This is a genomic window from Cerasicoccus arenae (assembly GCF_014651635.1).
Lineage (GTDB): Bacteria > Verrucomicrobiota > Verrucomicrobiia > Opitutales > Cerasicoccaceae > Cerasicoccus > Cerasicoccus arenae.
In genome coordinates this window covers 31,712-45,753 of sequence record NZ_BMXG01000011.1, presented here as the reverse complement: position 1 = coordinate 45,753, position 14,042 = coordinate 31,712, and the positions used below count along the sequence as shown (strand labels likewise).

11 protein-coding genes are annotated in these 14,042 nt (G+C 55.2%); 4 read left to right on the top strand and 7 right to left on the bottom strand.

Annotation, left to right across the window (positions count from 1 at the left end; all coding sequences use genetic code 11):
* Positions 1-14 precede the first annotated feature (14 nt).
* Positions 15-863 (top strand): sirohydrochlorin chelatase, encoded by an 849-nt coding sequence (locus IE065_RS10155; protein WP_189514640.1) that lies wholly within the window; start codon positions 15-17, stop codon positions 861-863.
* Between the two features lie 45 nt (positions 864-908).
* Here the strand turns inward: IE065_RS10155 and IE065_RS10150 are convergent, their stop codons facing one another.
* From IE065_RS10150 to IE065_RS10140, 3 genes are all read right to left on the bottom strand, one after another.
* Positions 909-1,577: a response regulator gene (locus tag IE065_RS10150; RefSeq protein ID WP_189514639.1), complete on the bottom strand. Its 669-nt coding sequence runs from the start codon at positions 1,575-1,577 to the stop codon at positions 909-911.
* Positions 1,578-1,879: 302 nt separating this feature from the next.
* On the bottom strand, positions 1,880-2,776 hold the full coding sequence (locus IE065_RS10145) for a UDP-2,3-diacylglucosamine diphosphatase (RefSeq protein WP_189514637.1): 897 nt from the start codon (positions 2,774-2,776) through the stop codon (positions 1,880-1,882).
* A gap of 263 nt (positions 2,777-3,039) precedes the next feature.
* Positions 3,040-4,170 carry a glycosyltransferase family 4 protein gene (locus tag IE065_RS10140; protein WP_189514635.1) on the bottom strand — a complete coding sequence of 377 codons (1,131 nt, stop codon included), beginning with the start codon at positions 4,168-4,170 and terminating at the stop codon, positions 3,040-3,042.
* 65 nt (positions 4,171-4,235) lie between these two features.
* On the opposite strand from IE065_RS10140, the gene miaA reads away from it, so the two are divergent.
* From miaA to IE065_RS10125, 3 genes are all read left to right on the top strand, one after another.
* Complete coding sequence (gene miaA, locus IE065_RS10135) at positions 4,236-5,150, top strand: tRNA (adenosine(37)-N6)-dimethylallyltransferase MiaA (protein WP_200163351.1); 915 nt, start codon at positions 4,236-4,238, stop codon at positions 5,148-5,150.
* Positions 5,151-5,312: 162 nt separating this feature from the next.
* Positions 5,313-8,312 carry a DUF748 domain-containing protein gene (locus IE065_RS10130; RefSeq protein WP_189514631.1) on the top strand — a complete coding sequence of 1,000 codons (3,000 nt, stop codon included), beginning with the start codon at positions 5,313-5,315 and terminating at the stop codon, positions 8,310-8,312.
* 45 nt (positions 8,313-8,357) lie between these two features.
* On the top strand, positions 8,358-9,635 hold the full coding sequence (locus IE065_RS10125) for a THUMP domain-containing class I SAM-dependent RNA methyltransferase (protein WP_189514629.1): 1,278 nt from the start codon (positions 8,358-8,360) through the stop codon (positions 9,633-9,635).
* A 79-nt stretch (positions 9,636-9,714) separates the two neighbouring features.
* Here IE065_RS10125 and IE065_RS10120 read toward each other — a convergent pair whose 3' ends face one another.
* The 4 genes from IE065_RS10120 to IE065_RS10105 form a co-directional block, all read right to left on the bottom strand.
* A complete protein-coding gene (locus IE065_RS10120) occupies positions 9,715-10,476 on the bottom strand; it encodes a succinate dehydrogenase/fumarate reductase iron-sulfur subunit (protein ID WP_189514628.1) in 762 nt (253 codons plus the stop codon).
* A 37-nt stretch (positions 10,477-10,513) separates the two neighbouring features.
* Positions 10,514-12,493, bottom strand: a complete 1,980-nt coding sequence (locus IE065_RS10115) for a fumarate reductase/succinate dehydrogenase flavoprotein subunit (RefSeq protein WP_189514626.1) — start codon at positions 12,491-12,493, stop codon at positions 10,514-10,516.
* 23 nt (positions 12,494-12,516) lie between these two features.
* The gene (locus IE065_RS10110; protein ID WP_268244958.1) at positions 12,517-13,296 is read right to left on the bottom strand and encodes a succinate dehydrogenase cytochrome b subunit; all 780 of its coding nucleotides are present in this window, start codon (positions 13,294-13,296) and stop codon (positions 12,517-12,519) included.
* Positions 13,297-13,507: 211 nt separating this feature from the next.
* Complete coding sequence (locus tag IE065_RS10105) at positions 13,508-14,041, bottom strand: gluconokinase (protein ID WP_189514622.1); 534 nt, start codon at positions 14,039-14,041, stop codon at positions 13,508-13,510.
* Position 14,042 lies beyond the last annotated feature (1 nt).

Sequence of the window (14,042 nt, the reverse complement as noted above, 5' to 3'; positions counted from 1 at the left end):
CGCAAGTTATTTCCATGCCTTCCATAAAAAAATCCGTGACCGAACTATCGCTCTTACTCGTTGATAACGGCTCCTTGCGCCCAAATGCCACATTAACCCTCCGACGAGTGGCCGAAAACCTGACATCTCGCCTTGGTCGACTGGTCGAACCCGTCTCAGTCCTCCATTCCAGCAAGGTTCCACCCGCCCTGCTCGACGAAATGCCCGCTGAGACACTGGTCCCCGCCCTAAGGCGTCGATTACATGCGGGTCAGCGGCACTTTCGCTTGCTACCGTTTTTCTTTGGCCCCAGCCGTGCATTGACGGATTATATTCCCGGAAAGATCACCGTTTTGCGGGCAGAAAACCCCGATTGGCGCGATTTAAACGTAGAAATCGCTGCACCGCTCTTTGATTTGGCAAATCCTGATGACCGTTTGGCGCGCGCCTTAGCGGAGCGAGTGGACTCCGTTATTGCTCGGCGTCAACTTCATCAACCCGCCGTCGCTCTGGTCGACCATGGCAGCCCGGAACCCGCCGTGAACCAAGTCCGTAATGCGGTGGGGGAGCAATTGCGTGGGTTGCTGGGGGGGAGGGTCAGCGTGATTTCAGTCGCCTCGATGGAGCGACGTGAAGGAGCGGAGTATGATTTTAACGAACCGCTGCTTGAGCGCTTGCTACGTCAACCAGACCTTACGGGGCCCGTTATTGTCGCCCTGATGTTTCTCAGTGCAGGCCGTCATGCGGGCGACGGAGGCGACATTGCAGAAATTTGCGCCAAGGCCGAATCTAATGCGAACGGCTTAGCATGTCACCGAACAGAGACTCTGGGCGAGCATCCGCTCATTGAAGAAATTCTGGCTGAACGCGCCATGGTCTCTTAAAGACCCACAACGCGAACCCAACGATCCAGCCGGATGCTGGAAGAATTAGACTGCTTGCTGCGGCGAGCGGACCATGCCCTCAACCAAACCGTGCTGAATGGCGAAACGGGTCAGGCTGGCGACATCGTGCAAATCGAGCTTCTTCATGAGGTTCGTGCGGTGATTTTCCGCCGTCTTCACACTAATGCTTAGTTTTTGAGCGACTTCCTTCGTGCTGTAGCTTTCGGCAATGAGCTGAAGAATTTCGCGTTCACGGGCAGTCAATACTTCGACACCCTTCTTGGAATTGGCGCTTGGGTTGAGCACGGCTTCACGCAGCATTTGCGCGACTTCCGGGCCAAAATAGCTCCCACCGTTGGCAACGATGTCAATGCCCTTGCGTAATTCAGAGAGCGGGGCCGATTTCTCGACAAAACCATGGGCACCAGCCTGCAAGAGCTCACGAACCAGCGATGGATTCTGGTAACCGGAAAATACGAGCACGCGAGTGTTCCGCAATTGCTTGGCAATACGGCGGAGGACCTCTGCCCCGTTAAGACCTGGAAGCATGATGTCCAGCACGATAAAATCAGGCTTCTGCTCTAGGCAGATGGCTAATGCTTCTTGCCCCTCGCCTGATTCGGCAATGACTTCAAAGCCGGGCGTAGAACGGATGATGTCCGCGATCATTTCGCGCACGGCGGTCTGGTCTTCAATAATGGCTACAGTCTTCATGCCGATACGTGATTGGTGTTTTTGGGAGTGAATAGTGGCTTGATCGCCCGAAACTTACGTTTGCGCTGAATCAGTGTAATATAACTGGAGTATTCAATAAATGGAAAGGTAAAATAACCAAACATCCACCACAATCGACCCCAAGTCTTCTTTTTTGACGCTTTTTTAGTAAATAAATGCCTAAAACTAAAGGGCCATGCCCCCCTGAAAACATGGGGTCTGTTAGCCCTACCAAATTAATCCCAGGGTCTCAGCCTCATTAAGCATAAAAGCTTCAATGTATACAAGTCACTCCCCTACCCTCAACTATGAGCCGTGAGTTCTTCTTCGTCCAACTCGTCGAGCCAAATCACATTGGAGTCCTCTTGAGCAACCGCAACCGCCTCACCATTACGAACAGGCGGCAAGGGCGTCTCTAATTGCCGTATAGCCGCCTGTTCATGCAGCCGGATGCAGAATTCGCCATACTCAAGCACTTCCCAGTTCCCTTCTTTGTCCTCCACCAGTGCAGTCAATGACTCGACCCAGTCGCCGGAGTTCAGGTAATGCGTATCCCCGATCATCTTGTCTTCGGGCGTGTGAATGTGTCCACAAATGATGCCCACGCAACCGCGCTTGGCGGCAAGCGCCTGCAAATGCTGCTCGAAGTCGCAAATGTGGTTCACAGCCTGTTTCACCTTGGCTTTGATCGCCTTGCTCAGCGAATAATACTCCTTGCCCCGCATCGCGCGCCATTTGTTGTAAAGCCGATTGATGCGCAAAAGCTGCTGGTAGCCAATGTCCCCCGCAATGGAGATAAATTTGGAATGCGTGGTCACGGCATCGAAACAATCTCCGTGAACAACCAGATAATCGCCTTTTTTGCCGTGATGAACGTATTCCTCGACAATCTGCAAACGATCGAACATCAGCGGCAAATAACCCGCCAAAAAGTCGTCATGATTGCCCCGTAAATAAATGACCTCCGACTTGCGCTTTTCTGCTATTTTCAACACGCGCCGAATAAACCACGTATGGCTCTTTTCCCAGTGCAATTTTCGCTTCAGGCTCCAGCCGTCCACGATATCGCCGTTGAGGATTAATTTGTCGCAACGGGTGTGCTTCAGGAAGAAATTCACTTCCTCGTCCTTGCAGTCCGCAGTGCCAAGGTGGACGTCCGACAGGACGATTGTTTTGAATTTGAGAACTGGTTTTTTCATGGCGTGAGTCAGCTAGCGAGTATGGTCCCGAATGTTAATAACTGTGAATAACCGCGTCAAAACCCAATTGGTGAACAACTTGTGAGTTAACGGAACTGTGACTCGACTGCCGTGCATTCGGCACAAAAGTGCAAGTTATGTCACAACCATCAGGATGCTGGGCGGCATTTGCGCGACGTTTGGGAGTACAAAATGACTTATTCACTAGGCAATACTTATTCCCTAAACACACTCTCAAGGGAGAAATTCAGTCTTTTTTGCGATTACTTCAGCCCAGCAAGCTGCTCTACTTGACTCGCATAATCGCCAATGATCGACGCCCAGGAAAGCGACTCAGCTTTCGCGCGGGCAGCCTGCCGGATGGCGGGCCAATTCGCCTGATCATCCAACAGACGGTCGACTGAACTGAGGAACGCCGCTTCATCCTTAAAGGGCACCTTGAAGCCGTTTTCACCGTCGATCACGTGGTGATTCGCGGCGGCGTAATCATAACCCAAAACCACAAGCTCACTTGCCATGGCTTCCGTTAAGACGTTACCAAACGTTTCTGTGGTGCTAGCGAACAGGAAAAAATCCGCCGAAGCGTAATGCGCCGCAAGGTCTTCCCCACGCTGCATTCCCGCAAAGATGATTTCCGGATGTTTCTTTTCCAGGCCCACGCGCTCCGGGCCATCCCCCACGACGACTAGCTTGGCGGCGGGCAGACGCTTTTTCAGACGCTCATAGGCAGCAATCGTCAGCGGGATATTTTTCTCTGCCGCGACTCGCCCCACGTAAACCACGATTGGGTCGCCGTTCTGCGCGCCCCAGCTTTGGCGAAGCGCGTCTTGGCGGCGGTGTTTGCCAAAAAGCTCGGTGTCGACGCCTCGGCTGAAAATTTTGACGTTTTTAAAGCCAAACTTTTCCAAGTCACGTACCACGTCTCGCGACGGCACAAAAGTCGCCAGCGTACGATTGTGAAACCAACGAAAATAGCCGAGGAGGGTGTTGGCCAGGAACTTGTAGTTGTAGTGGTCGCCGTAGCTGTGGAAATTCGTGTGGAAGCTCGTGACAACGGGAATCCCCAGCTTGCGGGCAATGTTTAACGCGGAAAGGCCCAACGGCCCCTCAGTGGCAATGTGCACTACGTCCGGGCGATTCGCCGTCCAGAGCTTCTTGAGCATCGAACCGGCAAACCAACCAAACTGCATGCCCGCATAACCGGGAATGGGGATCGCGCCAACCAAGTGAACGGGATACGGCTCGCTGGGCGAGCCACTATCCGCCTTCTGTTTAGGCCGGACCAACTCAACGTCGTGCCCTAGCTTGATTAGGTTTCGCACCAACCGCTCCAGCGTCATTGCGACGCCATTTACCTCGGGTGGATACGTTTCAGTAACAAGGACGAGCTTCATCGGCACTACTTAAAGAAAAAGCGTGACTAGGCTATGCTTGAGAGTTTGTCATGCACATAGGGCCTGTGTCACACATAATTAACATACTCGCGGGACCGACCGCAGTCGGTAAAACCGCTCTAGCGCTGGAGTGGGCAACGGCCCATGGCGCAGAAATCGTCAACGCCGACGCCCTCCTTTTCTACCGTGGGATGGATATTGGCACGGCCAAGCCATCTCCCGAAGAACTGGCCCGCGTCCCGCATTGGCTGATCAACATCCGTCCTGTGCACCAGTCCTATTCGATCAAGGAATACGTCACCGACGCCCAAGCCGCCGTGGCGGACATCATCCGGCGCGACAAAAAAGTGCTCATCGTAGGAGGCAGTGGCTTTTACCTGCGTAGCTATTTCGCGCCCGTTGTAGACGACTTAGAGCCAAGCCCAACCATTCGCGCCGAAGTTCAACAACTGGAGGCCCAAGGCGGACTAACCGCAATGCTTGATCGACTCGATACGCTCAATCCTGAAGGCACTCGCCAACTGGATCGGAATAACCCACGTCGTGTTGCCCGCGCCTTGGAGCGATGTCTGATCTCCGGCCAAACCCTTGCTGCGCTAGAAACTGATTTCGCAGCCAAGCCTGGCCCATTCGACGCCTACGTGAAGCGAAGCGTGCTGCTGCTGCGCGGGAATGACGACCTCCACGCGCGCGTTACGGCCCGCACCAAAGGCATGCTCGATGCTGGATTGGTGGACGAGGTTCGCCGTCTAAAGAGCTGGCTGGAGGAAAATCCCGCCGCCGGAAGCTCTATTGGCTACCGCGAAACCCTCGCTTGGCTCGATGCCGGCGAAGCGCAGCACGACGAGTTATCCGAAGCCATCCAACTCTCCACCCGCCGCTTGATCGCCAAGCAGCGTAAGTGGTTCCGCAATCAGTTCACGCCCGATCTCATCATCGAGGGCGACGCCGACGCCTCGGCATTGACCGTCTTTCAATAGAAACCGCGTAGCAATCACTTGCTTTACATCTACCTATCCTCAGTCCCCAGTCTTAGTCTCTCAGTCCCCAGTCTTTCCCCCACTTTAACCTTTAACCTCCAAACTTTAACCTTGTTCCTGTTTGCGCTTCGGAAGGGCTTTAATAGGCTCCCGAAAATGGCGATGAATAAATGCAAACGTTGGGGCAAGCGACTGGGTATAACCGCGGGCATATTGTTTGCCCTCTATATAATCATTGGCTTCTGGGGCGTCCCGTTGATCATTCGCCATGTCCTACTGGCCAAATTCAATGAGCAAGTCGCTGGCCATGGCGAGATAGAGGCCATCCGCTTCAACCCCTTCACATTCCAGCTCAAGCTGGAGCATTTTTCCGGCTATACGCCCGACGGAGCCAAAGATCTGCATTTCAATGAATTTCGGGTGAACATCCAGCCAACCTCTTACTTCGGCGATGAATGGGTGATTCTGGAAATCTACCTCGACCAGCCCTTCCTCAACCTCGTCATCGACGAAAACGGTAATATCAATATCGCCTCGGCGCTCGGGCGATTACAGGAGCACGTTGAAGACATCCAGGCCCATCAGGCCGAAGTCGCCGCCGAGCCTGACGCGGAGCCATTCGTCATCCCTGCTATCCGCATCGACAGCTTCAAAGTGGTCAACGCTGGTTTTCGCGCGCAAATCGATTCCTTTGGCCAGCCGTTCCTCCGAGAGGTGAACAACCTGTCATTCGTCATGGCGGGCGTCCGCACCAATTCTGAACACGACAACCCCTACGCCTTCCAACTTGAGACCAGCAAAGGCGAACACATTGACGTGAAAGGCAACCTGAAGCTCGATCCGCTTAGTTCGTCCGGCTCGTTCTCCATCGAGCAACTTCACTTAAAGGATTTCCTCGTTTTCGCAGGCGACCAATTCGGAATTGAGATGAACAGCGGCACCTTTAATCTATCAATTGATTACACATTTATGCCCTTGGGTAAAACACCACGCCTAGCTCTGGAAAACGGTCATGTGTTGCTCCAGGACCTCTCCCTGCTGCCCAAGGGCGAGACCGAGCCTTTTGAGACCATTGCTCACATGGAAATTCAAGGCCTCGGTATCGACGTCCTCAAAGACGAGATCAATATCGACTCCTTCACCTTGGACGACGCCATGCTCCGCGTGGTGCGGGACAGCGACGGCGTGCTGAACCTTATCCGCTACATCACCCCCCCCGAGCGTCAAGCCGCCATTGCCAGTGCCGCCCAGCAAGAAGCCGTCGCCAAGCAAGCCACAGCGCGAGAAATCCGCCTGGGAGTCGTCTCCGCAGATCAAGACTTGGGTGTCGCCCTGACCTCTGCTTGGGAGCAGGTTCAGGAGCTAGTCGGCCTCAAGTGGGACCTCGCCGTTGGCAAAGTAAATATCTCCAAAGTGGACCTCATTTGGCGGGACGAATTTCTGGCCCGCCCCGCAGAACTGCGCTGGACCGATATTGCCCTGAGCGCAACCAACCTGACCAACGGCACAGCGCCGTTCCCGTTCGACCTTGGTCTCACCATGAATGATACGGGCCAAATCGCCCTGCAAGGGACATTCACGCCAACCCCTGCAGCAAGCGCATTTACCCTCAAGGTCACGGACCTCCCCCTCCCCCCCCTCTCCCCCTATCTGGACAGCCTCGCCCCCGTCCGGCTGACCTCTGGCGCACTCAGCGCATCCGGCAAGTCCGAGATCGCCTTCCCAAACAAAGGCCTCCCGGAGCTCTCCGCAGAAGTTGAGGCACAGCTAAATGACTTTGCTCTAGAGTGGGCTGAGCCCGCAGGCCCGTTCCTATCTTGGCAGAAGCTCTCATTGGCAGGCGGGGCCATCGGCACGCAGCCCATGTCCGCCCTCGCCAGCCAAGTCACCCTGACCGCCCCCAAAATCAACATCGAGCGACTCGCAGATGGCTCCATCCGCCTCCCCCTCCCCCCAACCAAAGCTCCCGAGACAACGCCCACGCCCACCAGCGCCCCCCCCCCTTCGCCAACTGCCAAACCATATTCCTTGCAGGTCGACGAGCTAATCATTGACCAAGGGCACGTCAATGTGCAGGACCAATCCGTCAGCCCAGCGTTCGCCTTTTCCGTCACGGAAATTGACTTCCGCGCCGCGCCATTCGCCGCGCCGGATATCCAGCCGATGACACTGGCGCTGCAATTTGTTTTAGCCAATGGCCCCACGGGCAAAGTCAACGTGGATGGTGCGCTCAGCCCGCTTGAGCCATTCTCGGCCACAGAGTTTAAGGTCCGCACCTCCAACGTCACCCTCGCGCCATTTGCGCCCTACGCCGTGCCCGTCATTGGCCAACCACCAGTCGGCGGCCAGCTCAGTGCAACGCTAGCCTACAGCATCACGACGGGTGCCATCACAGGAGACAACAAAATGCAGATCAACAAGGTCCGCTTTGGCAAACGCCCAGAGGGAATCGATGCGCCTGACTTGCCCCTCGACTTAGGCGTCGCGATTTTGGAAGACGGCGACGGTGTGATGCACATCGACATCCCGATCAAGGGTGACGTCAACAGCCCGGAATTCACCTTGGCCCATATGATTCAATACGCCATCGGCAACGTGCTCGAAAAGCTCGTCACCGCGCCATTCTCTGCCTTGGGTTCGATCCTGCCCGGCGGTGGAGTAGACTCCCCGACCTACGTGCCGTTCCAGCCCGGTCTCACCACACTTGATGCAGAAACCACCAAAGGCTTGGCGGACTTGGCTCAATTTCTCATCGATCGCCCAGCCATGATCGCCACGCTCACGCCCTCAATCGATCCAGAGGCCGACGCCGAAGCCCTCCGCACCCAAAAGTTTGACGCGATGCTCACAGCCAAAATGGCCGAGGATAACGACGATGCCGAAGACGCCACGGAAACACTTTTCGACGCCTTGCCTAAACCAGACAATGCCCCCGACGAAGACCTTACTCTTGAACAGCAGCAGGAGCGCATTCGCAAAAACATTGAAATAACCACGACCGACTTTACCACCCTCGCCCAGGCCCGAATCGCCGCCGTCCGCACCACCATGTTGGCCACCCCCGGCCTCGACGCCGACCGCTTGGCGACTTCCGAAGACACACCCTACAATCAAGACGGCCCCAAAGTCATCTTCGGCGCGAAAGCCAACTTGAATGAGTAACTTTCCCTCGCCCAAGACGAGAAATCCTGCTCAACTGCGCGGCTCATGAAGGAAACCGCACTTCCACAACCCGATTATTACGTCGCCATTTGCCGGGCGGGGCTGGAGCCCGTCGTCGAAGCCGAGCTCAAAGCTTGGGGCCTGGAAATTGCGTTTTCCGGCAACCGCATGGTCGCTTTCCGCGGCGAAGAAGAGGATTTTTATAAGGCCAACATGGGCCTGCGCACCGCGCTCTCCATCCTCAAGCCGCTCCGCCGCTTCAAGGCGCGCAACATGGACATGCTCTATTTCCAGTCGCGCAAGGTAAACTGGCATCAGTTGTTTACGCCAAACTGCACGATGAAAATCGACCTCAAGGGCGACTGGGGAAATCTCGGTAATCAACGCTTTGCGCTCTATCGCGTTAAGGACGCGATCGTCGACACCTTCAACAAGCTCTGCGGCGAGCGCCCCTCAATCGCCACGCGCGACCCCGATGTCCATATTGTCGCCTTTGCAACCAAGGACGAAGTGACGCTCTATATGGATGGTTCCGGCGAACCGCTATTCAAGCGTGGCTACCGCTATGAGCACGGCGAGGCCCCGCTCAAGGAAGACCTTGCCGCTGGTATGCTTCAGCTTGTTGGTTGGGACGGCTCCACGACCCTTATCGACCCGCTTTGCGGTGCGGGCACCCTGCTTTTTGAAGGCTATCTGCTGGCCAATCGCATCGCTCCAAACATTGACCGCGACTTCGCTTTCCAGCGCTGGGAAAACTACAGCTTGCCCGCCTATCGGCGCGCCAAGGAAGCGCTTCGTTCCCTCGAACGCCAAGCTGGGCCTAAGGTGCAGTTCATCGGCTACGAGACCGACACGAAGACCTTTAACACCCTGCAACGCATTGCACAGCGGCATTTCCCACAGGGTGCCTTCTCGCTGCATCCCAAGAATTTCCAAGATGCTGGCCTACGGCTGCCGGGCTCGCAGATCATCACCAATCCGCCTTATGGCGTGCGGCTGCGCCCAGACGACCTCAACGGCGTTTATCGCGACCTCGGCCAATTCCTGAAAGCCACTGCGCCGGAAGGCCGCGCAGCGATGATCACCGCCGCAATGGAAGCCGCTGTTTATGTTGGCCTGCCGGTCAAACAGAAGTGGAAGCTCTTCAACGGCGCACTCGAATGCAAGCTCTTCGCCTACGACATCCCCGCGCCCAAACCACCTCGTGAGCCTAAGCCTGACGAAGAAGCAAAGCCTATCGACGAACAAATCGCCGAAGCCGCTGATTCCATTGATACGTCGAGCTCACCTAACCCTGACGACAGCAAAGACGCCCAAGCCTAGGAACTGTCTTAAATCGGCTATAAAAAACGCCCGCCAATTGATGATTGCCGGGCGTTAGAAATTGTCTAATCAGGGAAACTTAGCATGCCTTGCTGAAGAATTTCCGGACACGTGCTGTGGCGTAATCACGATTCATCTTGGCAATGAAATCCAGCGTAATCTCCTTTGGGCAAACCGCTTGGCATTCGCCATAATTGGTGCAGTTGCCGAAGCCCGCCTTGTCCATCGCTTCGACCATCTTCAGCGTGCGCTCGTCCTTCTCGGCCTTGCCCTGAGGCAATAGGTTGAGATGGCCCGCTTTAGCAGAAGTGAAGAGCATGGCCGAGCCGTTCGGACAAGCCGCCACGCAAGCGCCACAACCAATGCAAGCAGCGGCGTCCATCGCTTTATCAGCAACGGGCTTAGGGATTGGAACTTCGTTGGCATCCTGCGCTGAACCCGTTCGTGCAGTGATAAAGCCACCAGCCTGAATGACCTTGTCAAATGCGGTGCGGTCAACAACTAGATCCTTGACCACCGGAAACGCCTTGGCGCGCCAAGGCTCGATGGTGATCGTGTCGCCGTCCTTAAAGTGACGCATATGAAGCTGACAGGCAGTCGTGGCGCGTTGGGGGCCGTGGGCCTCGCCATTGATCACCAGCGAGCACATTCCACAAATGCCTTCCCGACAGTCGTGGTCAAAAGCCACCGGCTCTTCGCCTTTGCTGACCATCTGCTCATTCATGATGTCGAGCATTTCGAGGAAGGAGGAACCTTCGTCCACTTCGGGCAATTCGTAGCTGACAAATTTGCCTGGCTGATCGCCGTTTTTCTGTCTCCAGATTTTAAGGTGTAGGTGCATGGAGGTTAAAAATTAAAGATTAAGAATTAAGGTTCTCCTACTTATAACTGCGGGTTGCCATGTGGACGACTTCGTAGGTTAGAAGCTCTTTGTTGAGCTTGGGCTCAACGTCATCCCCCTGATATTCCCAGACGCCAGCGAAAGCGAAATGCTCGTCATCGCGCTTGGCTTCTCCTTCGGAGACCAAGCCGCTCTTAACATCTTCATCTTCTGACATCGATTGGTGCTCCACCCGGAAGTGGCCACCGCAGGATTCCTCACGCATCAGGGCGTCGCGACAAAGCAGTTCGCCGAACTCTAAGAAGTCCGCCACGCGGCCAGCGCGCTCGAGCTCTTGATTGAGTTCCGTGCCCTCACCGAGGACGCGGACGCGGCTCCAGAACTCCTTGCGCAAGGCTTGAATATCCTTGATCGCCTGTTGCAGTTCGGACTTTTCACGGGCCATGCCACACTTGTCCCACATAATCTTGCCAAGGCGCTGGTGGAAGCTGCGCGGGCTTTCGTCACCCTTGATCGAAAGAAATTTGTCGATACGGTCGCGGACCGCCTTTTCGGCAGCATCGAAAGCGGGATGGTCGGATTTGATTTTTCCGGCGCTCGCAATGCCTTCTTCACCGAGGTAGTTACCCAGTGTGTAAGGCAGCACGAAGTATCCGTCAGCCAAGCCTTGCATGAGGGCCGAGGCTCCCAAGCGATTGGCACCGTGGTCGGAGAAATTCGCTTCACCCGCAACAAACAAACCGGGGATGTTACTCTCCAAATTGTAGTCTACCCAAAGGCCACCCATCGTGTAGTGGACGGCGGGATAAATCATCATCGGCGTCTCGTAGGGATTATCGCCCGTGATGCACTGATACATGTCGAAGAGGTTGCCATAGCGCTCAGCGATCACGTCCTTGCCGAGACGCTTGATGGCGTCGCGGAAGTCGAGGAACACACCCAACCCAGTTGAGGCCACGCCGCGTCCTTCGTCACAGGCTTCTTTGGCAGCACGGGAGGAAATGTCGCGTGGGGCCAAATTACCAAAGCTCGGATATTTGCGCTCTAGATAATAATCGCGGTCCTCTTCAGCAATGTCGCTGGCCTTAAGCTCGCCCTTTCGGAGTTTGGCGGCGGCTTCCTTGCTCTTGGGTGCCCAAATGCGACCATCGTTGCGGAGCGATTCCGACATCAACGTCAGCTTCGACTGCTGCTCGCCATGGACGGGAATGCAGGTCGGGTGAATCTGTGTGTAGCACGGATTCGCGAACCCGGCACCCTTCTTGTAAGCACGGTAGGCGGCGGTGACGTTGCAGCCCTGCGCATTGGTCGAGAGAAAGAAAACGTTGCCATAACCGCCCGTGGCCAAGACCACGGTATCGCCCGCCCAACGTTCGATTTTGCCCGTAACGAGATTGCGGGTGATGATTCCCTTGGCGTGCCCGTTGACGAGGACCAACTCGAGCATTTCGTGGCGATTATACATCTTAACCGCACCAAGCCCGATCTGCTTGGAAAGCTGCTGGTAGGCACCGAGAAGAAGCTGCTGACCAGTTTGGCCGCGCGCATAAAACGTACGCGAGACCTGAGCCCCACCAAAGGAACGGTTGTCCAGCAGGCCACCATATTCGCGCGCAAACGGCACGCCCTGCGCTACCATCTGGTCGATGATGTTGACTGAGACTTCCGCCAAGCGGTGCACGTTGGCTTCACGACTACGAAAATCGCCGCCCTTAACAGTATCGTAGAACAGGCGGTGGACACTGTCGCCATCGTTCTGATAATTCTTAGCCGCATTGATGCCGCCCTGTGCAGCAATCGAGTGCGCACGGCGAGGGCTATCCTGATAACAGAAACAAGACACTTGGTAACCCATCTCGGCGAGTGACGCCGCAGCAGATGCGCCAGCTAGACCGGAGCCAACCACAATGACGTGGTATTTACGGCGGTTCGCCGGGTTGACCAGCTTGATCTTGGTCTTGTGCGTGGACCATTTTTGGGCCATCGGCCCCTCGGGAATATTGGAATTTAGTTCCATGGCGATTTGCGGAGTTGGGAAAATTAGTGGCTGGAGGGGGGGGGGGTAACCGGAGCGTTAGCCCAAGCCGTTTCTTTGGCGCTCAAGTAAGGCTCGCCGTAACCAGCAAGGACCGAGGCGGGAATCGACGCAAAGCCGAGGAAAATGACCCAGCCGAAGATCGCCGCGGCGCACTTGAGCTTAGGACGCCACGATTCGTTGCGCAGACCAACGGATTGGAACATCGAAGCAACACCGTGGCTCAGGTGCATACAGAGCAGCCCCATCGTCACGATATAAAAAAACGAAATCAGCGGGCTCGAAAAACCGCTGACCATCATCGCAAACACGTCGAAGTATTCGAGCTCCACATGACCAACTTCAATCGCGGACTGCCCGATGGTCTGGTTGTAATCAACCGGCACGACGCGCGTGGTATATTGCAAGATGTGGAACACTACGAACGCGAGGATCAGCACACCAGTAACTGGCATCGTGCGCGCAGCATAAGTGGCGACGCGTGTTTTCTGACCCAGGTAATCTTCCGGGCGGGCAGCGCGATTTTCTTTGGTTAGCAAGATGGCCATCCAAACGTGAACCACGAGCGCACCGAGCAGAGAACTGCGGATCAGCCAAAGCGAAACCGGGGCACCGGGCAAGTGATGCAAATGGAAGGCGTATGCGTTAATCACCTCGGGACCAATGAAAAACTGGAGATTACCCAGCATATGCCCGACAATGAAGAGCACCAGGACTAGCCCGGAGATAGCCATTAAATATTTTTTAACCAGTGAAGGTATACGACAAGATTCAGTTGCGCTCATAGCGGTGTAGGGACTTTTTAATAAAAACTTGCTTAGCGGTTAGCCCATAAACAGTGCTTATGCAAGAGTTTGCCGTGCGGTCAGTAAAGATCAATGCCTTGGCCATCGATTTGGCCGGTTATTAGCATCAACAATCTCACTCATTAATTAATATTTTTGATAATGAGACACGTTCGCTATTGGGCGCTTGGCGTTTGTTTATTGGTGCCAATTAATCCGATCGTAAATCCTGTAAACAAAGCGAAGCAATCGTGTCAGCGTCTATTGCTTCAGCGTCGAATACCTGGCAATCTGTCTCGGTCTCATTGGGAATTTGCAGATCACGATATTGTCCGTCAAGCAGCGAAGCATACTTTGCGGGCTGAAAGAAATGTTCGTCTTCAGCCATTAGCCGATAGGTCGCGCGAAGCTCCGCCAAGGCCCGAGGAATCGTCAGGAAAACGAACTGACAATCACCATGGCTGCGGAGCGTGTCGCGCGTAAAACGCGTCAACGCCGAGCAGGTAATCACGCGCAAACGGTCTGATGGGCGCTGGGCAATACGCACTCCAATGCGCGAACGCCAAGCCTCACGATCGTCCTCATTAAGCGGCAGTCCCGCGCGCATCTTCGCAATAGCAACTGCGGTGTGGAGTTCATCGCCTTCGATGACTTCTACCCGAAAATTTGCCTGTTTCTGGATGACGTGCGCCAGCGTGGTTTTGCCAGTCAAGCAGACGCCGCCAATGATAAGTGCTGGTCGCACG

Excerpts from the sequence above, each read along its gene's own strand:
- IE065_RS10140 (WP_189514635.1), bottom strand. The coding sequence starts at position 4,170 with ATGAAGCTCGTCCTTGTTACTGAAACGTATCCACCCGAGGTAAATGGC.
- IE065_RS10115 (WP_189514626.1), bottom strand. The coding sequence starts at position 12,493 with ATGGAACTAAATTCCAATATTCCCGAGGGGCCGATGGCCCAAAAATGG.
- IE065_RS10150 (WP_189514639.1), bottom strand. The coding sequence starts at position 1,577 with ATGAAGACTGTAGCCATTATTGAAGACCAGACCGCCGTGCGCGAAATG.
- IE065_RS10110 (WP_268244958.1), bottom strand. The coding sequence starts at position 13,296 with ATGAGCGCAACTGAATCTTGTCGTATACCTTCACTGGTTAAAAAATAT.
- IE065_RS10125 (WP_189514629.1), top strand. The coding sequence starts at position 8,358 with ATGAAGGAAACCGCACTTCCACAACCCGATTATTACGTCGCCATTTGC.
- IE065_RS10145 (WP_189514637.1), bottom strand. The coding sequence starts at position 2,776 with ATGAAAAAACCAGTTCTCAAATTCAAAACAATCGTCCTGTCGGACGTC.
- IE065_RS10130 (WP_189514631.1), top strand. The coding sequence starts at position 5,313 with ATGAATAAATGCAAACGTTGGGGCAAGCGACTGGGTATAACCGCGGGC.
- IE065_RS10155 (WP_189514640.1), top strand. The coding sequence starts at position 15 with ATGCCTTCCATAAAAAAATCCGTGACCGAACTATCGCTCTTACTCGTT.
- IE065_RS10120 (WP_189514628.1), bottom strand. The coding sequence starts at position 10,476 with ATGCACCTACACCTTAAAATCTGGAGACAGAAAAACGGCGATCAGCCA.